Annotated in this window: 21 protein-coding genes and 1 pseudogene; 16 read left to right on the top strand and 6 right to left on the bottom strand. The window is 57.4% G+C overall.

Translation table 11 applies throughout. The features are described 5' to 3' along the window. Window positions 1-157: 157 nt before the first annotated feature. Window positions 158-589 carry a PEP-CTERM sorting domain-containing protein gene (locus tag HDF14_RS13470; RefSeq protein WP_183977543.1) on the top strand — a complete coding sequence of 144 codons (432 nt, stop codon included), beginning with the start codon at window positions 158-160 and terminating at the stop codon, window positions 587-589. A 122-nt stretch (window positions 590-711) separates the two neighbouring features. Here the strand turns inward: HDF14_RS13470 and HDF14_RS13465 are convergent, their stop codons facing one another. Then, a complete protein-coding gene (locus tag HDF14_RS13465; protein WP_183978024.1) occupies window positions 712-2,808 on the bottom strand; it encodes a TolC family protein in 2,097 nt (698 codons plus the stop codon). A gap of 688 nt (window positions 2,809-3,496) precedes the next feature. On the opposite strand from HDF14_RS13465, the gene HDF14_RS13460 reads away from it, so the two are divergent. From HDF14_RS13460 to HDF14_RS13445, 4 genes are all read left to right on the top strand, one after another. After that, window positions 3,497-4,444, top strand: coding sequence for a tRNA pseudouridine synthase A (locus tag HDF14_RS13460; protein ID WP_183977541.1), 948 nt, complete (start codon window positions 3,497-3,499; stop codon window positions 4,442-4,444). Next, window positions 4,444-5,811: a M20/M25/M40 family metallo-hydrolase gene (locus HDF14_RS13455; RefSeq protein ID WP_183977539.1), complete on the top strand. Its 1,368-nt coding sequence runs from the start codon at window positions 4,444-4,446 to the stop codon at window positions 5,809-5,811. Before HDF14_RS13460 ends, HDF14_RS13455 begins: the two co-directional genes overlap by 1 nt. Window positions 5,812-5,842: 31 nt before the next feature. Then, entirely contained in the window at window positions 5,843-6,988 is a 1,146-nt protein-coding gene (locus HDF14_RS13450) for an alpha/beta hydrolase (RefSeq protein WP_260698262.1), read from the top strand. A 201-nt stretch (window positions 6,989-7,189) separates the two neighbouring features. Further along, window positions 7,190-8,038, top strand: a complete 849-nt coding sequence (locus HDF14_RS13445) for a hypothetical protein (RefSeq protein ID WP_183977537.1) — start codon at window positions 7,190-7,192, stop codon at window positions 8,036-8,038. A gap of 106 nt (window positions 8,039-8,144) precedes the next feature. On the opposite strand, the gene HDF14_RS13440 is transcribed toward HDF14_RS13445, so the two are convergent. Next, the gene (locus HDF14_RS13440; RefSeq protein WP_183977535.1) at window positions 8,145-9,554 is read right to left on the bottom strand and encodes a glutamate decarboxylase; all 1,410 of its coding nucleotides are present in this window, start codon (window positions 9,552-9,554) and stop codon (window positions 8,145-8,147) included. A 223-nt stretch (window positions 9,555-9,777) separates the two neighbouring features. Here HDF14_RS13440 and HDF14_RS13435 point away from each other — a divergent pair, with 223 nt between their 5' ends. Beyond that, the gene (locus HDF14_RS13435; protein ID WP_183977533.1) at window positions 9,778-10,335 is read left to right on the top strand and encodes a cadmium resistance transporter; all 558 of its coding nucleotides are present in this window, start codon (window positions 9,778-9,780) and stop codon (window positions 10,333-10,335) included. A 343-nt stretch (window positions 10,336-10,678) separates the two neighbouring features. On the opposite strand, the gene HDF14_RS13430 is transcribed toward HDF14_RS13435, so the two are convergent. Next, entirely contained in the window at window positions 10,679-13,879 is a 3,201-nt protein-coding gene (locus HDF14_RS13430; protein WP_313899569.1) for a TonB-dependent receptor, read from the bottom strand. A gap of 646 nt (window positions 13,880-14,525) precedes the next feature. On the opposite strand from HDF14_RS13430, the gene cysD reads away from it, so the two are divergent. Genes cysD through HDF14_RS13410 form a run of 4 tightly spaced genes read left to right on the top strand, consistent with a single transcriptional unit; the run spans window position 14,526 to window position 18,540 of the window. After that, window positions 14,526-15,491, top strand: a complete 966-nt coding sequence (cysD, locus tag HDF14_RS13425) for a sulfate adenylyltransferase subunit CysD (RefSeq protein WP_183978018.1) — start codon at window positions 14,526-14,528, stop codon at window positions 15,489-15,491. Then, a complete protein-coding gene (cysN, locus tag HDF14_RS13420; RefSeq protein WP_183977531.1) occupies window positions 15,492-17,087 on the top strand; it encodes a sulfate adenylyltransferase subunit CysN in 1,596 nt (531 codons plus the stop codon). Continuing rightward, complete coding sequence (locus HDF14_RS13415; protein ID WP_183977529.1) at window positions 17,077-17,766, top strand: phosphoadenylyl-sulfate reductase; 690 nt, start codon at window positions 17,077-17,079, stop codon at window positions 17,764-17,766. Before cysN ends, HDF14_RS13415 begins: the two co-directional genes overlap by 11 nt. Before the next feature lie 21 nt (window positions 17,767-17,787). Then, window positions 17,788-18,540, top strand: a complete 753-nt coding sequence (locus HDF14_RS13410) for a sulfite exporter TauE/SafE family protein (RefSeq protein ID WP_183977527.1) — start codon at window positions 17,788-17,790, stop codon at window positions 18,538-18,540. 193 nt (window positions 18,541-18,733) lie between these two features. On the opposite strand, the gene HDF14_RS13405 is transcribed toward HDF14_RS13410, so the two are convergent. Further along, on the bottom strand, window positions 18,734-18,970 hold the full coding sequence (locus tag HDF14_RS13405; RefSeq protein ID WP_183977525.1) for a hypothetical protein: 237 nt from the start codon (window positions 18,968-18,970) through the stop codon (window positions 18,734-18,736). A 978-nt stretch (window positions 18,971-19,948) separates the two neighbouring features. Between HDF14_RS13405 and HDF14_RS13400 the strand changes: the two genes are divergently transcribed. The 5 genes and pseudogenes from HDF14_RS13400 to HDF14_RS27565 all read left to right on the top strand — a co-directional run bounded on the left by HDF14_RS13400 (window position 19,949) and on the right by HDF14_RS27565 (window position 22,989). Continuing rightward, the gene (locus HDF14_RS13400) at window positions 19,949-20,287 is read left to right on the top strand and encodes a PadR family transcriptional regulator (RefSeq protein WP_183977523.1); all 339 of its coding nucleotides are present in this window, start codon (window positions 19,949-19,951) and stop codon (window positions 20,285-20,287) included. Between the two features lie 11 nt (window positions 20,288-20,298). Next, window positions 20,299-21,174 carry an ABC transporter permease gene (locus HDF14_RS13395; RefSeq protein WP_183977521.1) on the top strand — a complete coding sequence of 292 codons (876 nt, stop codon included), beginning with the start codon at window positions 20,299-20,301 and terminating at the stop codon, window positions 21,172-21,174. A gap of 123 nt (window positions 21,175-21,297) precedes the next feature. After that, window positions 21,298-22,131: an FtsX-like permease family protein gene (locus HDF14_RS13390; RefSeq protein ID WP_183977519.1), complete on the top strand. Its 834-nt coding sequence runs from the start codon at window positions 21,298-21,300 to the stop codon at window positions 22,129-22,131. Continuing rightward, a pseudogene (locus HDF14_RS27570) lies at window positions 22,062-22,436 on the top strand (ABC transporter permease); the annotation flags it as partial. The gene HDF14_RS13390 and the pseudogene HDF14_RS27570, both read left to right, overlap by 70 nt. A 178-nt stretch (window positions 22,437-22,614) precedes the next feature. After that, window positions 22,615-22,989, top strand: coding sequence for an FtsX-like permease family protein (locus tag HDF14_RS27565; RefSeq protein ID WP_406707220.1), 375 nt, complete (start codon window positions 22,615-22,617; stop codon window positions 22,987-22,989). 10 nt (window positions 22,990-22,999) lie between these two features. Here the strand turns inward: HDF14_RS27565 and HDF14_RS13375 are convergent, their stop codons facing one another. Together HDF14_RS13375 and HDF14_RS13370 are read right to left on the bottom strand one after the other, a co-directional pair. Continuing rightward, the gene (locus HDF14_RS13375) at window positions 23,000-23,203 is read right to left on the bottom strand and encodes a hypothetical protein (protein ID WP_183977513.1); all 204 of its coding nucleotides are present in this window, start codon (window positions 23,201-23,203) and stop codon (window positions 23,000-23,002) included. A gap of 364 nt (window positions 23,204-23,567) precedes the next feature. Continuing rightward, entirely contained in the window at window positions 23,568-23,948 is a 381-nt protein-coding gene (locus HDF14_RS13370) for a hypothetical protein (RefSeq protein WP_183977511.1), read from the bottom strand. 599 nt (window positions 23,949-24,547) lie between these two features. On the opposite strand from HDF14_RS13370, the gene HDF14_RS13365 reads away from it, so the two are divergent. After that, a complete protein-coding gene (locus HDF14_RS13365; protein ID WP_183977509.1) occupies window positions 24,548-25,423 on the top strand; it encodes a hypothetical protein in 876 nt (291 codons plus the stop codon). Window positions 25,424-25,802 lie beyond the last annotated feature (379 nt).

Here is a 25,802-nt window from a genome sequence, read left to right as displayed (position 1 = left end):
CCTCAACCATCTTCTCTGCGCACGTGTTATCAGCACCGATTTGCTCTCTCGCGAATATTTGTTGACCGAACTAAAAACGAAACTTAGCCAATCTGCTTTGGCCGCGATAACAACCGCATCCTACGGTAAACGGTAGTTTGGGTCACTGGGGCCATGAATGCGTATAAAGATCGGTCTGTTGATGCTCTCCTCCACCCTGACGGCATCAAACGTTGCGGGCCGCGCCGACACCTACAACTTCATCATCATCGCCGCAGCCACCCCCACCACCCGGGGAGCCACCTTCGACACAAGCGGAACGCTCACTGGCAAACCATATCCACGCATCCCGTCTGCCATCGATCTCACTGATGAAGCCCTTCTCTATCTCGACAGCTCGGTCGGAATCAGCCCCACTCAGGTCTATGATAACGACGGCTACTACATAGGCGCCTTCGACACGCACGCTTCTGTCGATATCACCCCAGTCACCATTGGCTCCTTCCGCCTCACTCCCATGGCAATTCCCGAGCCATCCAGTCTCATGCTACTCGGCATCGGCATCCTGAGCCTCGCAGCAATAGCACGCAGAAGATTCCGGCGCCTGTAGCTTTCCCCGATAATCCAAACTTTATTTCGAGAGTGCGCACCGCAACTCACCATAACCGTCTCATGAAAAGCGAAAGGGCCCGAGCCGCAGCCCGAACCCTCTCCTCAACCGTGCGCCGCCCACTACTGCTGTGGGGGAGCCACATCAATCGGTTTCGGCGCCTCAGGAGCCTTTGGAGCCGTAAGCCCCGGAATCACAGGATTCTGCATCCCCGCTCCGCCGCCTGTTGCCTGTGCTACCGACTCGATATTGATCGCATACCGATCCAGCGTATTGGCAAGAAGCTGAAACAGCTGCGCCCGGTCTCGAGCATACGCCGCAGTTGCGGAGATTGAGTTGTTCTCCGCTGTGGCCAGGTTCCTCGCCTGCTGCAACACATTCGCAGTCGTTGATGCTCCTAACCTGTACTTCTTCTCCTCAGCATCCAGGCTCTGAGCCGCAAAGTCTCTTGCCGCCTGTGCCGCCTGCACCTGCGCCCGGTCATTGGTCAACGCATACTGCTGGTTCGTCACCTGAATGCGAATCAACGTGTAGAGCTGCTGCAACCGCATCTGCGACTGGCGATACTCCATCTGCGACCGCGCCTGGTCTGCCTGCGCCGTCCGGTTCCGTATCGGAATCGTCATGTTCACGCCAACACCCTTATCTGGAGCATTGTTGTTGAACGTATTCTGGAAGACATCACCGTAACCAACCGAAGGAAATGTTCCCGGAGCATAAGGCGCATTCGTATTGAAATTGATCGCATTTGGATTCTGAGCACCACCCAGCGCGCTGCCTCCATAAAAAGCATACGCATCGACAATCGGCAACAATCCGTTCTTGAACGCCTTGATCGTGATCTCGTTGTTCTTCATGTTCAACACCGCCTGCTCAATCTGCGGGTTGTTGGCATAAGCAACCTTCACCAAGTCCTCAACCTGGAGGTCTTCTTCCGGCAGTCTGTCCAGGGCCACACGGTCGGTCGGAATCACCGGCGCCAGCGACAGTGCCGGATCGTTCAGGTTTCGCACAATCGCCTGCTTCATCAACAACTGTTGATACTCCAGGTTAGTCTTCGAAGCCACCAGCGCCTGTTTGTCGCTTGCCACCGCGCTGTCGGAGTTAACCACATCCAGCGGCGCCAGTGTGCCAATCTCCAACTGCTTCCGGTTGTCCGAGGTCAGCTGCGACGACTGCGCCAACTGACGTTCCTTCGCCTGCTCATCTTCGTACGCACTCACCAGTGCCCAGTAGATGTTCTCTACCTGGTTGATCGTATAGAGCACCTGCTGCCGGAATGCCGAGTCAGTAATCCGCCGGTCATTCTTGGCCTGCACAATAAACCGTCCATTCACGCCCCAGCCAAACCCCTGCAACAGGTGCTGCGTAGCCGTCGCGCGAAAGCTCGTCGTCAACGAAGGGCTGAAGTTGCTAAAAGGATTGTCCGTCGTTACGCGAGTATTGTTGAAGCCAACCGTCAACTGCGTGCCAGTCAAAAATCCCTGTGAATAATTGAAGTTGTACGTCGCCGTATCCGTCGTCAACACCGACAATCCACCGCTGAACAGTGTATTCAGCTGCGGCTGTGTCGACGCCTCATACTCCAACTGCCCCGTCAGAACTGGATCCAGATTCTCCGGCACAGGTCCACCGCCGTTGGTGCTCACAACGATTCCACCCACACCCGTACCGCCACCGCCCACACCCGCCGACGTCGCGCCCGGTCCGCCGCCCGTCGTAATCGTAGTAGTTGTTCCGCCAATCGTATTCGTCAACAGGCCCGTCGAAACACCGCGAAGCGACGATCCCGCCTTCGCACGCAGCAGGTCCGTATCCGCGATATCCAGATTGATTCGCGAGATCCCGATATCGTAGTTATTCTCCAGCGTCAGCGTCACTGCATCCGCCAGGCTCAGATAAATCTTCCCGTCCTTTAGCAAACTACCCAGTGTCGTGTTCCCCATCGAGAAGGTAGGAACATTAATCGGCGTATAGGGAGCAATCGGATTCCAGATATGGCTCTTCGGCTTCGTGTAGTCGACGCTCGTAGGGCGCATAAACAGCGGCTCGGTCGGCTTCGGCTGCGGAGCCTGCGGCAACCCAGGCGTTCCCGTCGTGTCATTCACTACCGCCTGCGGGGCTGCTGGTGCCGTCGGACTACTCTGCGTCTGCTGGGACCATCCCGGCTGTGTGCACAGACTCATCAGCAGCAACGAAATGCTCGCCGCCCCCTGCATATTCTTTGATCTCACGATTCGCTCTCCAACTCTTTCCTGAAACCTCTCGATGTTTTACCGGCAATGCCCGGCGCCTTCACCGGACTCACAGCCTTCCCAACCCCGCACCAAAACGCGAGGGTCAGTCTCGCAACCAGATTTTGCAGTCTTACTCAGATTTTTCAGTTCTCACTCAGACGCGCAGCACCTTCCCAACGACTCTTAAAGACAACGGATCCGTGAACCTACCTGGAAAAATCCTGCTGACCCGGCATCGCTGTTCAAAAGCGCTGCTTGGGCTGAGCACAGATACGCACCCATCGCTCGCTTCGTTCCCAACATCTGCGGCAAATGTTCATTTCGGATACGATGCGCCAAGTATATCAACCCCCTACCCTTACCCCCAGTTTATGAGCATCCGGACTCAGGATTTCCTACTCGCTTTTGTTTGCCTTTGCCTATCCAGCTGTCGTCCCATAGGGGATCTGCTGTGCACTTGCTGTTGCCTTTCTTGTTGTCATTCCCGGAAGAGATCTACTGTTGCACGTGCCGTTGCAGCTCCACCATCCTCATTCAAAGCAAAAAGATCACGCGTCTGACAACCACTCGCCCCGATCATCAAATCATTCATCGCCCTAATCCAACCCACTTGGATAACCGTTAAACCGCATCTTCGCCCCACCATCCGTGATACCGTCCAAAGCAGCCCATGCCTCACTGGAAGACCATCCTCACCTACGACGGAAGCCCCTACAACGGCTGGCAGATTCAACCCGCCCTCCCCACCGTTCAGGGCACACTTGCTCAGGCGATCCATCGCATCACAGGCGAAACCGTACTCCCGCAGGGCTCCGGCCGCACCGACACCGGAGTCCACGCCCTCGCGCAGGTCGCCACCTTCTCCCTCATCGCACCCATCCCTGCCGCCAACCTCCACCGCGCCCTCAACCGCGCCCTTCCCCCCAGCATCCGCATCCTCTCCGTCGAACCCGTCCCCGAAGACTTCCACGCCCGCCACAGCGCCCGCCGCAAAACCTACGAGTACCGCATCCTCCCCTGCGAATCCCATCCCGAAGACCGTATCTGCCCCCCGATGCTTGCTCCCTACGTCTGGGCCTACCGCTTCCCTCTCGAAATCGCCCCCCTGCAACAAGCCGCCGCCCACATCCTCGGCACGCACGACTTCACCTCCTTCGCCGCCGTCGATCCCGACCTCACCACCCGAACCAGATCGCAGCAGGAAACTGCACCGGCAGAAGCAAACAGTACGCACAAACCCGCTGCCGAAGACATCGTCACGAAGAATGTCGTTACGAACGACCTTTCCAGTGTTAGTAATATTGTCATTTCGACCGAAGTCGGCGAACTTGCCGACGAAGTGAAGAAACCCGCTTTCCTACCTCCCATCCCCACCGACAACACCCGCACCATCTTCCACTCCGCCTGGCACCAGCAGGAAGACATCCTCATCTACCGCGTCACCGGCTCCGGCTTCCTCCACCACATGGTCCGCAACCTCATCGGCACCTTCGTCGAAGCAGCCGCCAACCGCCTCCATCCCGACGCCATCTCTAAAATCCTCGCCGCTCGCAACCGCTCCGCCGCCGGCCCCACCGCCCCAGCCCGCGGACTCTTCCTCGTCGAGGTCGAGTACTGATGTCAGCCACAGCCTCCGCCCAGCGTCGCATAGCCCGCCTCGCCGCTCTCACCGCAGTCCACCGCGCCTTTCACTGGCTGCACCTCCACCAGCCCCAGCTCCGCCAATGGCAACTCGAACTGGTCCGCATTCCCGCCCCACCCTTCGGCGAATCCGCCCGCGCCGCCTGGTTTCTCGATCGCTTCCACGACCTCGGCCTAACCAACATCCACCTCGACGGCGCTGGCAACGCCCTCGCCGAACTCCAACCCGATGCAACCTTCGCTTCACCCCCAATAAATATAAATAAAGTCATCTCGACCGAAGCGACGGACAGTCTCACCGTCCGCCGCGCAGTGGAGAGACCCCCGCATTTAGATCAACCCGCCATTGCCTCACCAGACAGCCAACTCGGCCAAGCCCCTCCCTGCATCCTCCTCTCCGCCCACCTCGACACCGTCTTCCCCGCCGACACCCCCATCGACCCCGTCGAAACCACCGACTCCCCCCGCATCTTCGCCCCCGGCATCTGCGACAACGCCGCCGGCCTCACCGCACTCCTCGCCATCGCCGCCGCCCTTCGCCACGCCAACATCGCCCCCCCCATCCCCATTCTCTTCGCCGCGAACGTAGGCGAAGAAGGCGAGGGCGACCTCCGGGGCATGCGTCATCTCTTCGAACGCGGCCCCTACCGCACCCGCATCGCCACCGCCCTCATCCTCGAAGGTGGAGGCACCTGCGCCGCCGTCACCCGAGCCCTCGGCAGCCTGCGCTTCCGCGTCACCATCACCGGCCCCGGCGGCCACTCCTGGTCCGACGCCGGAACCCCCAACCCCATCCTCCTCCTAAGCCGCGCCCTCGCCCAAATCTCCAACCTGAACCTCCCCACCGACCCTCTCCTCACCCTCAACGTCGGCCACATCTCCGGCGGCACCTCCATCAACTCCATTCCCGAGTCCGCCTCCGCACTCCTCGACCTCCGCTCCACCGACGCAACCCAGCTCATCTCCGCCGCCACCGAAGTCCACCAGATCTTCGACGACATCGTCACCACACATTCCACCACCAACTCACCACTAAAACTCCACATCGAGACCATAGGAAACCGTCCCGCCGCCTCCCTTCCCGACGACGCCCCGATCCTCCACACCCTTCGCGCCGTCGACCGCCACCTAACCCTCCGCACCGAACTCCGCCTCGGCTCCACCGACGCCAACATCCCCCTCTACCGCGGAGTCCCCGCTCTCGCCCTGGGCAGCGGCGGCACCGGCGGCGGTATCCACACCCTGCAGGAGTGGTACGACCCCACCGGCCGCGAAGCTGCCCTCCGCCGAATTCTCCTCACCTTGCTCGACACCCTCCAAACCACCGCCGACCCGACTTCTTAGCTCACCCAGGTATCCGTACGCGAGGACCAACTTGAAGACCCATCTTCGGAACAACCCCACTCGTCGCATCATCTTCCAGACAACGGCACTCGCGCTCCTCCTGACAATCGACATCACCGCGACAATCGCCCAGCGCCCAACCCCACCAACCCGCGACCCTCACACCAGCGGATACGTGGCAGCAACAGAGTTGCCCGACGGCACCATACCCTCGCCCCATGCGGACGGTAACTTCATCCTCGGCCCGACCCACAACCCCGCGCCCGAGACCTCTCCCCGGCCGGCCGTCCCGCAAGGAAACATCTACGAGTTCACCATGAGCTCCACCGACAGCAAGCTCTACCCCGGCATCGCACGCGACCCCGGCACCTTCGGCACTCCCGACCCCAAAGACCCAGCCAAACTTATCGTCACCACCAGCCACCCCGCGCTTCACATTCGAAAAGTAGCGGTCTACCTCCCAAAGCAATATGTACCCGGCACCGCCGCGCCCTTTATCATCGGGGCCGACGGACCGGACATCACCCTCTTCACAGCCCTCGATAACCTCATCGCGCAACACCGCATTCCCGTCATGATTGCGATCTCCATCGGCAACGGCAGCGGCGATGCTCAAGGCAGCGAACGCGGCCTCGAATACGACACCATGTCAGGCCGCTACGCCGAGTTCGTCGAGACCGAAGTGCTCCCTCTAGTCGAAAAGCAATATCACGTCAAACTCACCAAAGATCCCGACGGACGCGCAACCATGGGCGGCAGCTCCGGAGGCTCATGCGCCCTCATTATGGCTTGGTATCACCCCGAGCTCTATCACCGCGTCCTCACCTACTCCGGCACCTACATCAACCAGCAGTGGCCCTACAGCCCAGACACCCCCCACGGCGCATGGGAGTTCCACGAACACCTTATCCCGGCCAGCACAGTCAAACCCATCAGAATCTGGATGGAGGTAGGCGACCGTGATCTCTTCAACCCCAACATCATGCGCGACGACATGCACGACTGGGTTCTGGCCAACGAACTCATGGCCAAAGTGCTAGCGGCCAAGGGATATCAATATCAATTTGTCTTTGCCAAAGACGCCGGTCACGTAGACCATGCCGTAAAACAACAAACCCTGCCCGAAGCTCTCGAGTACCTGTGGCAGGGCTATCCCATCGCAGAATCGAAGAACTGATCCCACTTCACTAGCGCCGATGCCCCCATCCAGCCTCTATCTGTGTGCAAAATTTAAGTAGCATCCGCCGCAAATTAAGCTAATATCTTCGGCAACAAAACTCGCTCTACATTTCTCGCACGTCTAAGATCAACCCCCGCGATCCCGCGAACCGAAGATGTAAGGCACACGGAAGCAACTCCGTGTGATGAGGAGGCCCCCATGAAGCGCATACTTGCCTCGTTGCTGCTTATTCTGCCCATCTCTTTCGCTGGTGCGGAGCAGCTCATTCCAGCCGGATCATCCATGCAATGCATGGTCTCCGACAAAATCTCTTCCAAAACCCTGCACCTTGGCGACGCCGTCCTCTGCCAGCTCAGCCGCACAGAAATGTACGGCCGTTCCGTCTTCCCCTACGGCAGCTACCTCGTCGGCCACTTCGAGGACTACAAAGATCCCGGCCACTTTGTCGGCAAAGGCTGGATGGAACTCAGATTTGATCGCATCGTAGTCGGTAACGACACCGTCATTCCCATCTCGACCCGCGTCATCGCAAACTCTGGCAAGAATCCAGTCGACAGTAACGGAAGAATCCTCGGAACCGGACACGCAACCCGCGACACCGTCGAATGGCTCATCCCCGTCCTCTGGCCCATCGACCTCATCAACCTCCCGCGCCGCGGCCCCTATCCCGTCCTCAAGCCCGAGACCCGTCTCACCGTCAAACTCCTCGACGACGTAGGCATTCCCACCAAGTCCGAGGTCCAACACCAGCCCGAGATGATCTCCCGATTCAACTACGCGGACCCCACCCCCGCCGTCCAGCAGCAGCCCGCACCGGTCGAACGATCCTACCCTCAGCCGGTCCAGCAGTCCTACGCGCCCCCACCGTCCTACCCCCAACAGAACCCCTCGGTGGTCGTAGTCCAGGCCCAGGCGCCCGCCCCAACCTACATCCAACAGCCTGCTCCCGTCGTCGTGCAGCCCCGTCCCGTGATCTATGGCTACCCGCCGGCTCCACCACCTTACGGCTACTACCCAGCCCCCTACGGCTACTACCGCCCCTACTAGTCGCCTTAACCGTCTCCACTCCACCCAAAGCTTCGATCGAGTCGGCTAGCGATCGAAGCTTCCTGGGCGGCACCGGGCATCTTCCCAAAACCCATTCTCCCAGACACTAGCGGCCCGAGTGATCATGCGCGCTCGATTCAGCGCTTGCGAGCGAAACGGTCAGCAGTTCTCCTGGTGGATGATGGGCGAATTCGTCCAGGACGCCCCGCATCTGAATGAGAAGTTCCCCAGCCATCTCCAGCGTGAAGCCGTGACGGATCAGGATGCGCTGAATCACCAGATCTTCGCGGTTGGGCGGCATGGAGTAGGCAGGAACCAGCCAGCCTCGCTCACGCAAACGATCAGCGAAATCGTAGAGGGTGAAGTTTGAAGAGGATGGATCCTTCAACTCCCAGCAGAGTCCGGGGATTCCGCCTTCACCATCGTAAATAATCCTGAAAGGGCCAAATTCAGCGATCTTGTCCGCAAGATAGCGGCCTAATGCAGAGCATTCAGTCTGGATCTCACGATAGCCCTCTTTGCCCAGGCGTAGGAAATTGTAGTACTGGCAGATGATCTCGCCGCCTGGCCGCGAGAAGTTGAGCGCGAAGGTTGGCATGTTGCCGCCGAGGTAGTTTACGTCGAAGATCAGTTCTGAGGGCAGATCGCCCTTCTCGCGCCAGAGCGCCCAGCCCACGCCTAGCGGCGCGAGACCAAATTTGTGACCAGAGGCATTGATGGATTTCACGCGGGGCAGGCGGAAGTCCCAGAGAAGATCGGGCTGGATAAAGGGCGCCAGGAAAGCGCCGCTGGCTCCGTCGACATGGATAGGTACGTCTAGTCCGGTCTCGGCATGCAACTTGTCGAGAGCTACGCTGATCTCGTGGACCGGCTCGTACTGAAGGGTGAACGTAACGCCAAGTGTGACGACAACGCCGATGGTGTTTTCGTCGCAGCGTTTCAGAATTTCCTCGGGAGTAAGCAGGAGACGATCGCCTTCCATGGGAACTTCGCGGATTTCGACGTCGAAGTAGCGGCAGAATTTGTGCCAGCAGACCTGAACAGGCCCCATGACAAGGTTCGGGGCATCGGCTGATTGTCCCTCGGCGCGCCGGCGTTTGCGCCACTTCCACTTGAGGGCAAGTCCACCGAGCATGGCCGCCTCGCTTGAGCCGGTAGTGGAGCAGCCGATGGTGCTCGCGGCTTCCGGAGAGTTCCAGAGATCGGCGAGCATGTGAACGCAGCGCTCTTCGATAGCCGCGGTCTGCGGATATTCATCCTTATCGATCATGTTCTTATCGGCGGACTCGTCCATCAGCTGCTTCACTTCCGGTTCGATCCAGGTCGTGCAGAAGGTAGCAAGATTTTGCTGGGAGTTGCCGTCGAGGATGAGTTGATCGTGGATGGTCTGGTAGACGGTTTGCGGGTTCTGCTTCACTTCGGGGAATACGTAGGTCTGGGTCTCGTGGTCCAGAACATGGGACTCGATCTGACTGGTTGGGGCAGCTTGGAGTTCTTCCGTATTGTGCAGTGCCATAATTTTTCTCCCGTCTTTCTGAAAGTCGAAGTGTCTATGCGCTGGTGAACAAGATAGAGGAGGGAGTGACTGACCGAACGCAAACCAATCCTGCCGTGCGATCTTCGAAGTTTGGCGTAGCGACCCTAATTTATCAGTCGCAAGCCTCGATGTTGTTAGCACCTGTCCGAAGTTCCCTGGCTCTCTCCAGAGCAATCCGATTCGTATGCTAGCCTCGGAAAGAGTGAACGCCATTGCAGCAGTCGTTACCGCCAGCGTCACCACATTTGCGGCGACCAACATCGATGACATCGTGCTCCTCACATTTTTTTTCGCCCGTCGCGTCCCGACGCGGAACATCGTGGCAGGCCAATATCTAGGTTTTCTGGCGATTATCCTTCTGAGCTGTTCAGGGCTTCTCGCGACACTGGTAATTCCTCATCAGTGGACTCGCGCATTAGGTTTGGTCCCTCTGGCATTAGGGCTAAAGCACCTCGTCTTGCTCTTTAGACCGCCCGGAACGAAAGGAACACAAGGGGATCGACAAAGCCTCATTTCGATAGCCCTGGTCACACTGTCTAACGGGGCAGATAACGTAGCGGTTTATATTCCTTTCTTCAGCGTAAATCGCCAATACCTTTGCTGGATCCTGACCTCGTACGCGTTTCTTGTCGCCCTGTGGTGCATGATTGGGAAGTGGCTTGGGAACCACCCAATTATCCTGAACGCGGTGAACCGCGCCGGCACCATCCTGGTCCCCTTCGTATTCATCGCTCTCGGAGTTCACATCCTCCTGTTCTGATCACGGCGGTTGATGCGAGCTGCTCCGCAGACTCAGTGTAGGCACCTAAACAATTGCCCGTAGGGCAGTTTAGTCCCAACAAATGCGGTTCACAGAAAATCCAGAGAACAACAAAAATCTGTCACTTCGACGACCATACTAGGACGGCTCTTATCCTGCTCCGTGGAACCTGCTGTTTCCTTATGGCAATTCATAGTTTCCGGATATCCCGTTTCTGGGGACTCCGGTACGTCGCTTGTCCGACAAGCCGGCCATTTGCCAGCATTTCTCCCCCTATACCGTCGGACTGATACTTGCAGTCTTCCGCTGAAGGTTCCGTTGAGAATTTGGCCTCAGTATTCGATCAAAATAGTATCTTCGCTCCCAATTGAATCTGTCGGCTTGTGTTGGCTGTTGCTGAGATGACTCCTGGCGAGCCGAAGGTGGCAGCAGCGTTTTGATTGGCAATAGTCCCCTGCGTCGGTCCGGATGAGTAGACAACTTCATTGGGCAGCTGAAGGTTGGTGTGATTGAGAATGTTGAAGAACTCCGCGCGGAACTGAAGCTGCGTGCCCTCCTTGATTTGAGTGGACTTCAGCAGGGAAAAGTCCCAGTTGGCAAAGCCGGGACCAGTCAGCGAGTCGCGGCGCACATCGCCCACGAACCCCGCAGCCGGCGCGGAGAAAGCATTGGGGTTGAAATATAGCGCTGCGCGCTGAGCTGTGGTTCCGTGGATGTAGAGTGGGACGCTGAAGTTCGGGTTTATGTCGGGCCGCACGGGATTGCGCGTATCGCCAGAACCAGTTGGGTTGTACCCGAGCTGCGGGGAGAAGGGAAAACCGCTGAGGATGTTTGCGATGGAGGCTATGGACCAGCCGGAGACAACGCGTCGAGTGAGCGTACCTGAGTTGCTAAAAAAGGCTTTTCCATTGCCAAAGGGAAGTTCATAGGTCGCATTGATGGCCGCGGCGTTGCGGATGTCGGTAGCAGCAGGACCGTAGTCCAGTTGCGGGAGCGCCGGGACAGAGACAAATGCAGGCGTGTTTGAGGAGACCGAGGTGTTCCACGCCGAGCCGTCGTCGAGGTTCTTCGCCCAAGTGTAGTTCCCACGGATTTGAAGGCCATGGGCAAAGTTGTGACGCACATCCACGACCAGCGCGTTGTAGTTGCCGGAGCCGCCCGACCACCAGGACGTGGTGTTGGCTACAGCTGGGTTTGCCTTGACTGGAGCTGCCGGTGAGGCAGGCGTCCCAGCGGCTGGATAAAAGATCCGACTGTTGGGAAGCACAACATAGGCAGGCGCGTTCAGGTCCCCATTGAGGATCTGGTGATAGCTGTGTGAGCCTACATAACCGACGGAGATCGATGTGAACGGGGATAACTGTTGCTCGATCTTTAGATCGTAAGCGAGGAGCGCAGGCGTCGAGATTCCCGTGTCGACGGTAGAAGGAGAGACAAGCCCGGCACCGCTGGTCGGTTTGGCAACCGTTGTGCTGCTGTAGGAGTAGACGGTGTTGTAGGGCGCAGCCTGATCGAGACGATAGTCCAAAGCGTCGAGCAGAGAGTGATGAAAACCCACACCGCCTGTAATACTGGTTCGGCCGTCGCCGAAGATGTTCCATGCGAATCCGACGCGCGGCTCCGGCAGGAAGAGCGCCCGGTTATTGGTCAGTGCATTGGAAAGGCCGCTGGTGGGATTGGTGCTGATCACATTGTTCACAAATGTGTAGATGCTAGCTCGGGACTGCGACTCGCTCCAGCCGGTCGAAGACTCGCTACGAAAGCCGATGCGGGCTTCAAAGCGTGGCGAAATGCGCCATGTGTCCTCCAGGAAGCCATTGACGAAAAGCGTTCGCCAACCGAGTTCCGTCGTTTCGGGCGCATAGGTAAAGGTTTTGACCGAGCCCGCAAGGAATGTGCTGAGCGAGGCGAAGGAGGCTTGTCCGTATTGGTCCTGCGCGAGGTTGTCGTTGGACTGCAGGCGCTGCAGCCAGACGCCGCCCTGAATAGTGTGTTTGCCGATCGTGTAATACACGTGGTCATCGACGGTGAAGAGGTTGCGGGTGATCGCGTTGTTGGAGCCGACGTTCGCTCCTGCACCCGTGATAGAGGAAGCCCCGTTAGAGGCCGTGGAGCCGGCGATGACAACGGCATAGGTAGGCACTCCCGGACGCACACTCGGAGTGAGCGCCTGCACTTCGGCGGGAACATATCCGTAGAAATAGAAGGTCGAGCGCGAGAAGCCGACCCGGGCGACGTTCACTCCGCGTGAGAAAACATGTTGTTCCTGTGCGCTGAACACTTGCTCGCGCAAACTCTCGTCCACATAAGAGTATGGATTGGAATTGGGCGAATTGGCATAGGAATCGTCGACCGTGTAGATGGCAGAGAGGTTGTCCTTCTGGCTCAGGGTATAGTCCAGGCGAGTGGTGCCGAAGTCCTCACGTATATGTTGCGGTGCCGTACCGGTGTAAGTAGCGATGCCGCTGGCGACCCCGTTCGTCGTGATCTCCGGGCCATTCGCAACGGGCCACAGGTTCAGCAGCGGTTTGACGCTGGCAACAGCCTTGGCACGAGAGGCTGAATCCGGTACCAGCGCGACAATGGATTCACCAAGGTTCTGCCGGTAGCCTTCGTAGTTTGCGAAGAGAAAAAGCTTGTCTTTTCGAATCGGACCGCCAAGCGCGGCACCGAAGTTATTACGCTGGAATTCTGGAATGTGGTTTCCATCGAAATAATTTCGGGCGTCGAAGAAGCTGTTGCGCGCGAACTCGAAGATCGAACCGTGGAGTCGGTTCGTCCCGCCGCTGGTGACGATCGAGATTTGTGCGCCATCGCGCTTGCCGTACTCGGCGGAGTAGGTGTCGCTGACGACGTTGAACTCGCGTATTCCGTCGATGCCAAGGAGTTGTCCCGACGTACCGCCGGGGGTGGTGTTGATGAGCGAAGCTCCGGTGTATTCGATGCCGTTGAGGAGAAAGAGATTGTCCTGGGGACGCCTGCCGGAGACGGAGAACATACTGCCGACCGACGAATTCGACGTGCCCACGCCACCGGAGCGCTGGTTCGTGTAGTTCACGGTACCTGGATTGAGCGTGAGGAGTTGATCGTAGCTGCGGCCGTTAAGCGGAAGCTCTTTCACTTGACGCGAGTCGACCAGGCCGGAGGTCTGTTGCGTCGAGATGTTGACCGCCCGTGGTGTGTCTTCCACATCCACAGTTTGTGTCACAGTTCCAACTGAGAACGCTACATCAACCTCGTTCACCTGGCCTACCGTGAGCGCAACGCCTGAGCGCTGCTGAGGGCCGAAGCCTTTCGCCTTGATGAGCAAATTGTAGAGACCCGCGGGCAGTGAAGGTGCGATGTAGCGGCCGTCCGTGCCGGTCGTTAGTGCGCGCTCCGCACCATTGTCAGTGTTGTGGATGACGACCTGAGCGCCGTTAACGTTTGCGCCGGAGGGGTCGGTGACGATACCGCCGATAGAGCCACCGACGACCTGGGCGTTGATCGCGATTGGGGTTAGCGCAAGAACTGAAGATAGAATTGCATTAGACAGTCGAGACAAGGTGATCCTCCGGAGAAGCAAAGCGGAATGCTCGATGCTGGAGCGTCGAGATATTTGGTTGCTAGGGAAGAGTGCAGTGCGACAAATAGACGTCAACAACAGCGCATGGCTGTTGAGGTCATAGTGCCGAGGCTTCGCGGATTGTGTTCGATGGGCATGTTTTCGTCTGAGTTCAAAGGTCAAAAAACCCACGCAAGCAATGCGCCTTTGCGTGGTCTTGGGACTATCCAGTTATTGCTTCGCTCTATCTTTCGATCAGGGTAGAAGGGTCACAGGAGAGCTCTCACGACGCACAGGTCATGTCGCAACAGATGCGACGGAGACAACAGGCGATATGAGCGGAGAGCTTCATCACTGACCTGAAGGTAGCGGTAGGGGAAATTCGTGTCAAGTAGTGTTGGGGCGCTTTGCCTTGACAAATGACCCGCAGTCGTCCACGCTAAGACAATGAACGCTCACGCGATCCTGACTGCCTGTTGTATGCGCCGCAATGCTTGTTGCGGTATGGCGTGTCTCCGTGGGTGTGAGTGTTGTCGATAGACTTTTAACCATCGCACAACTCTTCGACGCAAACGCCCACGCACCGTTCCGGTTATGTGGGTTTTCTCTTTCAGTTCAAACAACCTTTCAAAGGCATTTTCCTGGCATGCTTGCCCCTATCCATCCCGCATATCCCGCGACACCAGCTCAACGGGTTGAAACTCTTACCCCCGCGATTGGCTTGAGTCATCTTAAGTTGCTCGAGGCCGAGAGCATTCACATCTTCCGCGAGGTTGCCGCCGAGTTTCAGAAGCCAGTGATGCTGTATTCCATCGGTAAAGATTCTGCCGTCATGCTGCGATTGGCGCAGAAAGCGTTCTTTCCAGGGCCAATCCCGTTCCCTCTTCTCCATGTGGACACCGGCTATAAGTTCCGCGAAATGATTGCGTTTCGCGATTCGATCGCACGCGAGCTTAGCCTCGACCTGCGTGTCTGGCGCAACGAGCAGGCGTTAGCTGACGGAGCCAACCCCGTCGCACTGGGCACGCAACGCTGTTGCGGATTGCTTAAAACGACAGCTTTGCTTGATGGCCTGCGTCACTATGGTTTTGATGCAGCCTTCGGCGGGGCTCGCCGCGACGAAGAAAAGTCACGCGCCAAGGAGCGGATATTTTCATTCCGAGATCGCGCCGGGCAGTGGGATCCCAAGAACCAACGTCCAGAGGTGTGGAACCTCTACAACGCTCGGATCTCACCGGGTGAGAGCATCCGGGTCTTTCCGCTGTCAAACTGGACGGAGCTCGACATCTGGCATTACATCCTGCTGGAAGAGATACCAATTGTGCCACTGTATTTCGCTAAGGAGCGGCGCATGATCGTGCGCGGCAACAGCCTGATTCCAGTGGAGCAGAGCTTCTTGAATAGCCTGCCTGGCGAAGAACAATGGGTGCGGTCACGGCTGCGGTCACTTGGCTGCAGCCCGTGTACGGGAGCCATTCGCTCCGACGCCGATACCATTCCAAAGATCATCGCCGAGCTGGTGTCGTTCCGATCGTCAGAACGTGCAAATCGCGTCATAGACCATGATACGGATGGATCGATGGAGATCAAGAAACGCGAGGGCTATTTCTAGATGACGACGCAGGAGGCTATCCCGCAGATCGAGGACAATGGCTTTGCCATCGACGAGTTCCTGGCGGCGGAGGCAGCGAAGGATCTGTTGCGTTTCAGCACTGCAGGGAGTGTGGACGACGGAAAGTCCACGCTGATCGGGCGGCTTTTGTATGACTCGCGCAACGTGTATGAAGACCAAGTACGCGCAGTCACCGGCAAGCAGGTGAGCCTGAGACCGACGATCGACTTTGCGTTGCTCACCGACGGACTCCGCGCAGAACGCGAACAAGGCATCACCATCGATGTGGCATACCGGTACTTCTCAACGCAGCGACGCAAATTCATCATCGCGGACACTCCTGGCCACGAGCAGTACACGCGCAACATGGCGACCGGCGCCTCTACCGCAGACCTCGCCATTATCCTGATCGACGCGCGCAAGGGCATCCTCACACAGTCGCGACGACATGCGTACATTGCTTCGCTGCTCGGCACGCGGCACTTAGTCGCGGCCATCAACAAGATGGACCTTGTTGGGTTCTCAGAAGATGTCTACCGTAAGATCACAGCCGAGTTGCAGACGCTGGTCGAACAAGTCGGTAGCCACGCTCTCCTAACCATTCCAGTCAGCGCACTTGAAGGCGACAACGTCGTCGACCGCTCCACGCGGATGTCCTGGTATGAAGGGCCCACGCTGCTGGAGCATCTCGAGTCCGTACCCGTAGGGACCGATATTGCGACACAGCCCTTCCGTATGCCCGTCCAACGCGTCATCCGCCCCGACCAAAATTACCGTGGCTTCGCCGGGCAGATCTCCGCAGGCACCATTCGCAAGGGCGACCTTATCACCGTGCTGCCCTCAGGCCGCAGTAGCCGCGTTGCCTCCATCACCACCTTCGATGGCGATCTCGAAGAAGCCCGTGCCCCGCTCTCTATCGCGTTAACCCTCGAAGACGAGCTCGACATCAGCCGTGGCGATCTTCTGTCGGAGCCTCAGCGCGCTCCGCAACAAGCGACCTCACTGAAAGCTTTGCTCGTGTGGTTCGACAACCAGCGACTGGAGACACATCGACCGTACCTGTTGAAGCACGGCGCGTCGATGCGCAGTGCTCGCATCACGCGGGTTGTGCAGCGCACCAATGTCCACACACTGGCTGAGGAGGCTGTAAGCACACTTGGCATGAATGACATCGGCGTCGTTGAGATCGAGTTGACGCTGCCGATCTTCTCCGATGCCTATGCTGAAAACCGCGCCTCGGGCAGCTTCATCCTGATCCATCCGCAGACCAACGCCACGTTGGCCGCGGGGATGATCCGAAGCAGCCTTTCAAGCGGGTCATCCAGGCCGCAGCCGCGCGGGGTGTTGCTCCTCGATACGCGCGGTACAGTGATTTCGCGCGATGTGGAAGAGCGGCTGATAGCAGCAGGCACGCAGGTGGTAAGAACGCAGATCGACGATGCGGCGATTCTCCACAGCTTGTTATCGCTGGGGCTGATTGTCCTGCTTGAAAGGGCTTTGCCGGTGGATGTGCTGGAGAGTCTTGCATCTGCAGGTATCCACCCCATCGAGGCCGAGACCTACCAACCTGCAAAGGGAGAGCTTCATGGCCAATGAGTTGCCGTATGCATCGACAGAAGACAGGATCGCTACCGCACAAACGCTGATCGCAGAGGAGATCTCGAAGCATCGCCGCGACCTCGTCCTCACGAATAGCTTTCAAGCTGAGGACATGGTTGTACTGCATATGGCGCGGCAGCTTTTGCCGGATCTGCCCGTCGTCTTTCTCGAAACTGGTTATCACTTCGTCGAGGTCTATGAATATCGCGACCGTATGGCGCGTGAATGGAAGCTAAACCTAATCAACGTGCTACCGGAGATCACCGTGGCAGAGCAGGAGTCGCAATTCGGCATCCTCAACCAAACGGACGCCAGCCGCTGTTGCGGCATCCGCAAGGTTAAGCCACTCTTCGGCGCACTGGAAGGCTATTCGCTGTGGTTTACTGGCCTGCGTCGTGAACAGGCAAAAAGCCGCGCGTCGCTTTGTGAGGTAGATCACTTCGCGCTCCCCAGTGGCAAGACCATTCGTAAGATCAGTCCGTTGGCCGAGTGGACCGCAAAGGATGTCTGGGCCTACGCAGGCCGCCATGAAATTCCACTGATTGATCTCTATGACAAGGGCTATACGAGCATCGGTTGCGAACCCTGCACCAGCCTGCCCACCGACCCCAACGATCCCCGTTCCGGACGGTGGGGCGGCCAGAAGCAGGAGTGCGGCATCCATCTTCAGCCGTAGCTGTATCGAAAGGCAGGCTTCATGGACTTCGTCATCGGATTTCTCATCGCTGTGGTCATCGCGCTGACGGGCGTGGGAGCGGGTGTCATTACCGCTCCACTGCTCATCCTCTTTCTACATGTGCCTGTCGAAATAGCAGTCAGTACAGCGCTGGCGTACTCGGCCATCGTGAAGCTGATTGTCGTCCCGGTCCAAGTGCTACGCCGCCAGATTGATTACCGTGTACTCGGATTTATGTTGATCGGCGGACTGCCGGGCGTCATTATCGGCTCCATCGCGTTTAAGCACGTTGCGACTCACGGCCCTCGCTCTGCCCTTTATTTCGTGCTGGGCGCCATCATTCTCTTCACATCTGGATGGCATATTTTTCGCCACTTCAAGTCCGCCGGAATCGCGCGTCCGGGCAAAGACCGTTCCCGGCTAATTGGAGCTACCATGTTGCCCATCGGTGCAGAGGTCGGGTTCTCTTCTTCCGGCGCGGGCGCGCTAGGCACCGTGGCTCTGCTCGGCATGACCGACCTCAGCGCGACGCGGGTCGTTGGGACCGACCTCGCCTTCGGCCTCGCAATTGCCCTGGTCGGAACCGGTGTTCATATGATTGGCGGTCACTATGCGGGGCCGCTCCTGCTGCGTCTTGCGATCGGCGGAATTGCAGGAGGCATCGTCGGTACTAGTGCTGCCCCGAAGATTCCCAATCGCAATCTTCGGCTCGCCCTTTCTCTTTGGCTCACTGTGATCGGTATCCAGTTCTGCTACCAAGCAACGAACAAATGAGTCTACGGCGCTCAGTTCATTGAAGATGCCTGCGTTGCAATCAAAACCAGAACGGCAGCCAAGATCAGAAGATTGGGTTCCAGCCACATTTGCTTTTCGCCCATCCAACCGAGGTTTTCACCGAACCCTTGCCTAGCATATTTGTGAGATCTTTGGAGATGATCTCTGTCACCTTCGCGGCCTGAGCCCTCAGTCAGCCAAAAACCAGCCACGCCACGCAAATGACTAATTTTGCGCTCTTCAAGTTTGATTTCCTAAGCCTTTCTTCTGTTCTGTGGGTTAGGAAAGAGAAGCCGAGCTTTGCGAGCCTTGCCTGAAGAACGAATTCATTGAGGCGGAACTGCTCGGGCCCTGCCACTTCAATGATTCCATTCACTGGAGCGCCCATCGCGATTTGTCCGACCGCTGCGGCAACATCTTCCGCCGCCATAGGCTGGATGAGGACGGATGCCAATCGAACGATCGTGCCGTGCGCGAAGCATCCGCGATATTTTCGAAATAATCAAAGACCTGGGTCGCGTGGACGATCGAAAGCGGAAACGAGGGTTCTTTGATCAGCTCTTCCTGGAAGAGCTTGGTACGGGAATATTCCCCGAATAGTTTTCTCCGCATCCGATGCCCTTTGTTGGACCAAAGCGACGTGATGCCGAACTCCTGCCGCTCGTTCGTTGTGAAGCAGGGTGGAACTGGCAGTAGGAAGAAATTCAGGGCTGCTGTTTCCTCGAACGAGGGAGAGTTCGATACATCAACAACCACGTTGGCGCCTCTCTGTGTGTTGGGAGCGTCAGTGATGATCGCAAATATCTTCCCACTGGCCCGTCTTCGGGTTCTTCCGCGGCCCCCACAGTCCAGCCATCCCAAGGACATGACGGCCTTTCACTGAGAGTCGATACTTCGGCTTCGGGCCTGTTGTAGTTTTCTTCCACTCCAACATCGAACTTACCGGGATGATGCAACTTGGGTCAAACGCTCTTTCCAGAACTGGCGAACTGCCGATTCTCTTCCCTATAGATGGGAAGTACATTCGATCGAACCACGTCAGTACTAGGGACAATTGACCTCACGACCACGGAAATCAACCAGCCACATACAGAGCGACGTATCATTCTGCGGTGTGAGTGTCTGCTCATACTGGCGGATTTCGGCCACGATCACTAGACGATTTGTTGCCCTCAGCCGCGTCGCTGTTGTAAACGGAGTTTTCGGAAACAAAAAGATCGAAGTTGCTGAAAACCGGACTTTGTATGAACTGCGGAACAACTTCCGGTTTGCTCGTCCTTGACGATGCGTAATGAGTTCCTAGTTTCCGCGAAGGCGAACCACATTCTTGAGACAATCGAGGGGTGCCCTGTTGACATTCAACTGGAAATGAGCACAAACTATCTGTTGAGAACCAACAGGGGAGTAGATGGGCGAGCGCAAATCTGATGTTCTACAAGGCACGCTAGATCTGATGGTGCTGAAGACACTGGAGTCCATGGGCCCATTGCATGGCTATGGCATAGCGCGTCGGATAGAGCAGGTAAGCGATGACACTCTCGATTTGAATCAGGGGACCATCTATCCAGCACTTCTTCGTCTGCAGCAGAAGCGCTGGATTACGGCCGAATGGGGAACCTCAGAGAACAACCGTCGTGCCAAGTATTACTCCCTAAGCCGATCAGGCAAGAAGCAGATCGAAAGAGAGATTGAAAGTTGGGAACGGATCGCTGCTACGATGGCCCGCTTCCTTACGACGCCTCGTTAGGAGTCCTCTCTATGGACTGGCTGCAAACTTTGTGGAGCCGCTGCGTTGCTTTCTTCGGCGAGAGGAAGCTCGACGATGAGGTTGACGAAGAATTGCTTGCGCACCTCGAATTTGTATGTCGCCACAAGATGCGAGGCGGGCCGTACTCTTCATTTGGCGGTGTAGCCCAGACTAAGGAAAGCTATCGCCGGCAACGAGGACTCCCGTTCGTCGATGCGCTGATTCAGGATATGCGCTTTGGAGCTCGTCAGATCAGGCACTCTCCCGGCTTCGCTCTGATTACCATCCTTACCTTCTCCTTGGGTATTGGATCAAATACAGCAGTCTTCACCTTGACGCATGCCCTGTTGCTGAAGACGCTGCCTGTCCCAGACCCCGGAGAGTTGGTGCGGCTGACCGTCAGTATGAGAGCCGAAAGGAACGGCCGGAATGCGCCTCTCAACCTCCCGATCATCGAATTCATCGAGAGCCATTCGCGCTCCTTTCATGGCATTTTCGCCTGGTGCGTCTACGACTTTCCCTTCAGAGATGGAGGCATCAACTGCGACTTACACGGCGCAATCGTAAGCGGCAATGCTTTTGAGTCTCTGGGCGTAAAACCGGCGCTGGGCCGCCTGCTTACTCCCGCCGAGACCAGCCGGGTGGCGGACCCGACGGGCTTGGCCGCGGTAATCAGCCATCGCATCTGGGTCGAACGCTATCAGGCCAGTCCTTCCGTGGTTGGAAGGCACATCACCGTGACCGACCACAGTGCCACCATCGTCGGCGTAACCCCGCCTGGATTCGAGGGAGTCATCGTCGCCGAGCATCCCGACATCTATCTGCCGCTTGAATTCCAGACCATTCTCTATGGCAAGGACACTAAGCGCGACGGCGGCCGCCTGTGACTCGATACCTTCGCCCGTCTCAACCCCGGCGTCACCCGCGCACAGGCCGAAGCAGAGATCAGCGCTCTCTTTCCTGCCATCCTAAATGCAACTCTACCGCCAGTCATGCGGCATATCCCTCAGATGGAGAGAGCCTGTCTCGAAGTCAGGCCCGCGAGTACTGGCTGGAGCAGGCTTCGTTCCCATTACACGGAACCGCTTTTACTCCTGCAACTGATGGTCGCCGCCGTTCTGCTCATCTGCTGTGCCAATCTCTCCGGCCTCTTTCTCGCCCGCGCCTCCGCCCGCCGGCAGGAGTTCGCGATTCGGGGAGCCTTGGGAGCAAGCCGGCCGCGCCTCATGCGGCAGCTTTTCGTTGAGCGCCTCATGCTGGCCCTTCCCGGCGCTCTCCTCGGCATCTGGCTCGCCACTCTCAGTGGCCCCTGGATCTTGCATATGCTCGGCAACGCCGAAGCGGAACAGGCTATTTCCGTGCGGCCCAACCTGACCGTGCTCTCTGTCACCATCGCCTGTGCCGTTTTCTGCGCCTTCCTCTTCGGCATGGTTCCCGCCTGGACCGCAAGTCGCACCAGCATGGACGCGGACCTCCGCAACTCCCATCCGCGGATGCATCTCGGTGCGGCCGGGCTGGGAAGTTTTTTCGTCCCGTTTCAGTTGGCCCTCTCGCTCACCCTGGTTGTGGTCGCTGCGTTATTCGGCGCCACAATGACTCATCTGCTTACCGAGGACTCAGGCTATAAAACCGACAACGTATTCATCGCGCTGACCGACTTCCTTCGCATCCCCGAAAAAGGTGACGCCTTCGTCGCCTCTACCACCGCATGGCCACGCGCATGGAGGAGCTTCCGGGCATCGAGCAGGCCAGTGTCGCTGCAATCTCACCCCTCATGGGAGATCGCTGGATGGACGAATTCGTGGCTGCAGAGAAGGCCGGGCAAGCCCAGCCCACTGAAGTGAGGGCGAACGTAATAGCCTCCCACTACTTTTCTGCGATAGGCATACCCATCTTCGCCGGGCGTGACCTGGAAAATAAAGACTCCGATCGAAACTCCTGTGTCATAAGCCAGGCCGCAGCTCGGCTCTACTTCCCAAACTCCTCGGCCCTTGGCAAAACCCTGCGTAACATCGTTCGTTACCCGAAAGCTCCCAGCTATCCCTTCCACGACTTCCAGATCGTCGGCATCGTCCAGGACACAAAGTACACCTTGCGCGAATCGCCCCCACCCATCGTCTATCTTCCAATTACTATCGGCAATGCAGGCATGACCAACGCCGGAGCCAATCTCTTCTTCATCATTCGTGCGCGCAACGCCGCCGCGGCGAGGTCGGCTTACCTCGCTACGTTGCACGAGATGGCCCCGTCCAGTCCAGAGATCACCCCATTTCGAATTCAAGCAGACCTTTCTCGATTCAGTCTCGCGCGAGCGGCTGTTGTCCGCGATGTCAGGCTTCTTCGCATTCCTCGGTCTGTTGTTAAGCGGCATTGGCGTCTATGGTCTCGCAATATGGAACGTGACCCGGAGAACGACGGAGATTGGTCTCCGAATGGCACTCGGCGCGACCCGCATGGAAGTCTTTCACCTCGTCATGCGCCAGGTGATGCGCCTGCTGGCCGTAGGTCTTCTCGCCGGCGGACTAGGCGCACTCTTCGCTGCTCGAGTGGTTCGTAATTTCCTCTCTGAGATCAGCCCGGCAATCCCGTCATCTTCCTGTCCTCGGCGATTCTGCTCGCCTCGATCGCCGTGCTGGCCGCTCTGTTGCCCGCACGGCGTGCCGTGTCCATCGATCCCATGCAGGGCACTTAACACGGAGTAGCCGCCCTTCTTCAAAGGAGCGCAGCGATATCGATCGTCTGGCCGTTTGGCTCCATGCTCAAATGAGCACGCCTCTGCTTGATTTCCTTCTCTACATCGTGGGCAGCTCGTTGATCATGCGCCTCTCGAAGAAAGTGCGCGTAGTGTATGAGCACAGTTAGGTGAGTGGGATGCCATCCCAACGTCTTGCCCAGAATCTCTAATCCACGCTTCATAAGGCTATTTGCCGCTACCGCGTCGCCATTCTTCCAGTACGCATAGCCCAGCAGAAATGAGTTGAGTCCGGTTGGCAGCTGTTCGGCACCGTAAGATTCGTTCGATAGCTAGTCCGGACCGCAGATACGAGATGGCTTCAGAGTATCGATGCAACTGGCACAGAGAGCCGGACAGAACCAGCAGAGCGCCGATCTTGTCTTCAGGAGTAGTGTTCCTCTCCTTCGAAAACGCGTCGAAAGCCCGGGCCGCTAACAATCGCGATCTCTCCGCCTCATGTTCTCGAAGATAAAGCGTAGCGAGGTGATACCAACTCTTCGGCAACTCCGACTCCAACCCGACCGCTTCCCGTATATTAGGTCCCCTTTAGATTCCCGGTCTCCATGTAGAGCGTTCCAAGCGATCAATGCCATCAGCGAGGTCCGGTCTGGAGATCGGCACTACAGTGAGCAGTCTCATTGCGTGCTCATAGGCCATCTTGGATTGACCAAACCTGCCTGCGTCCTGGTACAGGATGCCGAGGCGTAACCATATCCGCCCTGCCTCGACTGCCGGCATCTGCGGGGGTTTCACGCTGCCGGAAGCTGCTTCATACGCTGACGTCTCTCTTTGCAGATCTTCCCGTGTCAGGATCTGCGCATCGAGTCGCAAGCCGCTCGCACAGCATGCCGCGAGGCAAACAAGAAAGAGATACGATCTCTTCGACCGCGAGACGAATCCACTGGACAGCATAGAAAAGGCTTTCATGAATAAGGTCCTCCTAAATGACCGCATCCATCAACAGTACTCAGATGGCCATGTTGGATGTCCACAGAAGTACAAAGGTGTCTGTTGAATGTCTACATGAGAAGAGGCTCTTGAAGTGTCCATTTGTGAAAATTGCCTGTCCAGAAGCGGACAGGGTATCTGGTCTACGGCAAAATACAAATCTACGTCAGCCGCATCTTTCAACCTGGTGCGCCAAGCAACTACACAGGCCCGCCTCACGACAACACGCAATGTCATTCATTGAGGCATCGAACAAGGCGATTTCAGAGGTTCAGGTGCCTATCAGCAAGTCGGAAATGATACAGCCGGCTGGCGATCCGAACGAGGCGCCCTGGTACATGGAAAACGGAGTTTTCGGCAACTTCGCTTGACGACCAGGGTCGCTGGTCTTCCGACGATAGCGACAGCCCTCCGGTCGCACTTAGGCGAACTTGGCGCGAATATGGACACGCGGCCCGCCCCGGCGAAACTTTTCGGCAAGTTGCCAACGACCCGACCTTTCAGGAGGTAGACTGGCATCGCATATGGAAGGATGAATTCGGAACGCCGACGACGAAGGTAGAGAAGAGAAAAAGCAAATGACTGCAATTGAACCATTCCTGAACAGATTGATAGATTACGCGGGACTTTTTCCTCCCGCAGGCCTCGATATGCTAACGTCGATTCGGAACTATGCCAATTACCGCTCTGGTAAAAATGCATGGGCTCTGGGACGCTTGATCGTCCCGGTTGCGAGGCTGCCAGAATTCACCGCGGCAATGATGGAAGTTGGCAGCGACGAGGAGCTGACACCATGGCTCCTGGGCGCACTCAGCACGGGCAATGCGCAGCAAGATGCTCGCCTGATATATGCGCTCGATCAGAGGGTCGCAGTTGTTGACGTCCTCGAGTCCAAGGCTGCAGATCTGGTTGAAGTGCATAAGCTGCTCTCAGACGCAACCCCAAATACAACTCTCTACGTTGAATTTCCGCTGAAGAATTGTAGGCAAATTATTCCTGCACTGAAGGAAGGGAACGCGCGCGCAAAGATTCGCACTGGAGGAGTTACTGCCGATGCCATCCCCTCCGCCGAGCAGGTCGCGGAGTTTCTCGTCGCCTGCGCCGAAGCAAAGGTCCCCTTCAAGGCAACGGCTGGACTGCATCATCCTTTGCGTTCCGTTCAACAGCTTACGTATGAACCGGGGAGCGCATTCGCTCTGATGAACGGTTTCATCAATGTCTTCGTCGCGGCGGTCATCGCCTATTACGGAGCAACAGAAGAGGAGGTTTTGGCAGTGTTGAAGGAACACGATCCTACCGCCTTTCGCTGGAGCAGTCACGCTCTTGCATGGCGCGATCAGGAACTATCCACGAAACAAATCAGAGAAGCGCGAGAGAACTTCGCTATTGGCTTCGGCTCCTGTTCGTTCACTGAACCTATCGCCGACCTTTCGGATTTCGGATGGCTCTCATGAAACAAAATGAGATGAGTTTAGTCAGTTAACAACCGCTTTATCTGCTTGGCCATGGGAGCGCAAGTTCTCCTGCGTCCGACCACTCTTTGCGAAAGAAATCCAGCGACGTCCCTGTAGACGACACACACCTATTGCCAATCCGGCCTTGCGTTGCGGGGCCGCGATCCAGTTCAGGAAAGGATCACCACCATTCCTACCGTGCTCATTCCCATCGCGCTCTCCTTCGACGTGAAGAACTTGGCAGGAAGCCTTTCGTCATGGACGCAGCCTCTGACGTAGCGCCTGTCCTCCGCTCCCCCATCTTCTCCAAGTTCGCTTTCGCAGCCGGTAACACCACTCAGTATGCCGACGCAATGTTGCGCTCCACCTTCCCCAAAGC

The sequence above is a fragment of the Tunturiibacter gelidiferens genome, assembly GCF_014201335.1.
Taxonomy (GTDB): domain Bacteria; phylum Acidobacteriota; class Terriglobia; order Terriglobales; family Acidobacteriaceae; genus Edaphobacter; species Edaphobacter lichenicola_E.
This window is presented reverse-complemented; position numbering and strand designations above follow the sequence as displayed.

Bases quoted from the DNA above. Each gene is read 5' to 3' on its own strand.
- HDF14_RS13470 (WP_183977543.1), top strand. From the start codon at position 158: ATGCGTATAAAGATCGGTCTGTTGATGCTCTCCTCCACCCTGACGGCA.
- HDF14_RS13465 (WP_183978024.1), bottom strand. From the start codon at position 2,808: ATGCAGGGGGCGGCGAGCATTTCGTTGCTGCTGATGAGTCTGTGCACA.
- HDF14_RS13460 (WP_183977541.1), top strand. From the start codon at position 3,497: ATGCCTCACTGGAAGACCATCCTCACCTACGACGGAAGCCCCTACAAC.
- HDF14_RS13455 (WP_183977539.1), top strand. From the start codon at position 4,444: ATGTCAGCCACAGCCTCCGCCCAGCGTCGCATAGCCCGCCTCGCCGCT.
- HDF14_RS13445 (WP_183977537.1), top strand. From the start codon at position 7,190: ATGAAGCGCATACTTGCCTCGTTGCTGCTTATTCTGCCCATCTCTTTC.
- HDF14_RS13440 (WP_183977535.1), bottom strand. From the start codon at position 9,554: ATGGCACTGCACAATACGGAAGAACTCCAAGCTGCCCCAACCAGTCAG.
- cysD (WP_183978018.1), top strand. From the start codon at position 14,526: ATGCTTGCCCCTATCCATCCCGCATATCCCGCGACACCAGCTCAACGG.
- cysN (WP_183977531.1), top strand. From the start codon at position 15,492: ATGACGACGCAGGAGGCTATCCCGCAGATCGAGGACAATGGCTTTGCC.
- HDF14_RS13415 (WP_183977529.1), top strand. From the start codon at position 17,077: ATGGCCAATGAGTTGCCGTATGCATCGACAGAAGACAGGATCGCTACC.
- HDF14_RS13410 (WP_183977527.1), top strand. From the start codon at position 17,788: ATGGACTTCGTCATCGGATTTCTCATCGCTGTGGTCATCGCGCTGACG.
- HDF14_RS13405 (WP_183977525.1), bottom strand. From the start codon at position 18,970: ATGGCGGCGGAAGATGTTGCCGCAGCGGTCGGACAAATCGCGATGGGC.
- HDF14_RS13400 (WP_183977523.1), top strand. From the start codon at position 19,949: ATGGGCGAGCGCAAATCTGATGTTCTACAAGGCACGCTAGATCTGATG.
- HDF14_RS13395 (WP_183977521.1), top strand. From the start codon at position 20,299: ATGGACTGGCTGCAAACTTTGTGGAGCCGCTGCGTTGCTTTCTTCGGC.
- HDF14_RS13390 (WP_183977519.1), top strand. From the start codon at position 21,298: ATGGAGAGAGCCTGTCTCGAAGTCAGGCCCGCGAGTACTGGCTGGAGC.
- HDF14_RS27565 (WP_406707220.1), top strand. From the start codon at position 22,615: ATGTCAGGCTTCTTCGCATTCCTCGGTCTGTTGTTAAGCGGCATTGGC.
- HDF14_RS13375 (WP_183977513.1), bottom strand. From the start codon at position 23,203: ATGAAGCGTGGATTAGAGATTCTGGGCAAGACGTTGGGATGGCATCCC.
- HDF14_RS13370 (WP_183977511.1), bottom strand. From the start codon at position 23,948: ATGAAAGCCTTTTCTATGCTGTCCAGTGGATTCGTCTCGCGGTCGAAG.
- HDF14_RS13365 (WP_183977509.1), top strand. From the start codon at position 24,548: ATGACTGCAATTGAACCATTCCTGAACAGATTGATAGATTACGCGGGA.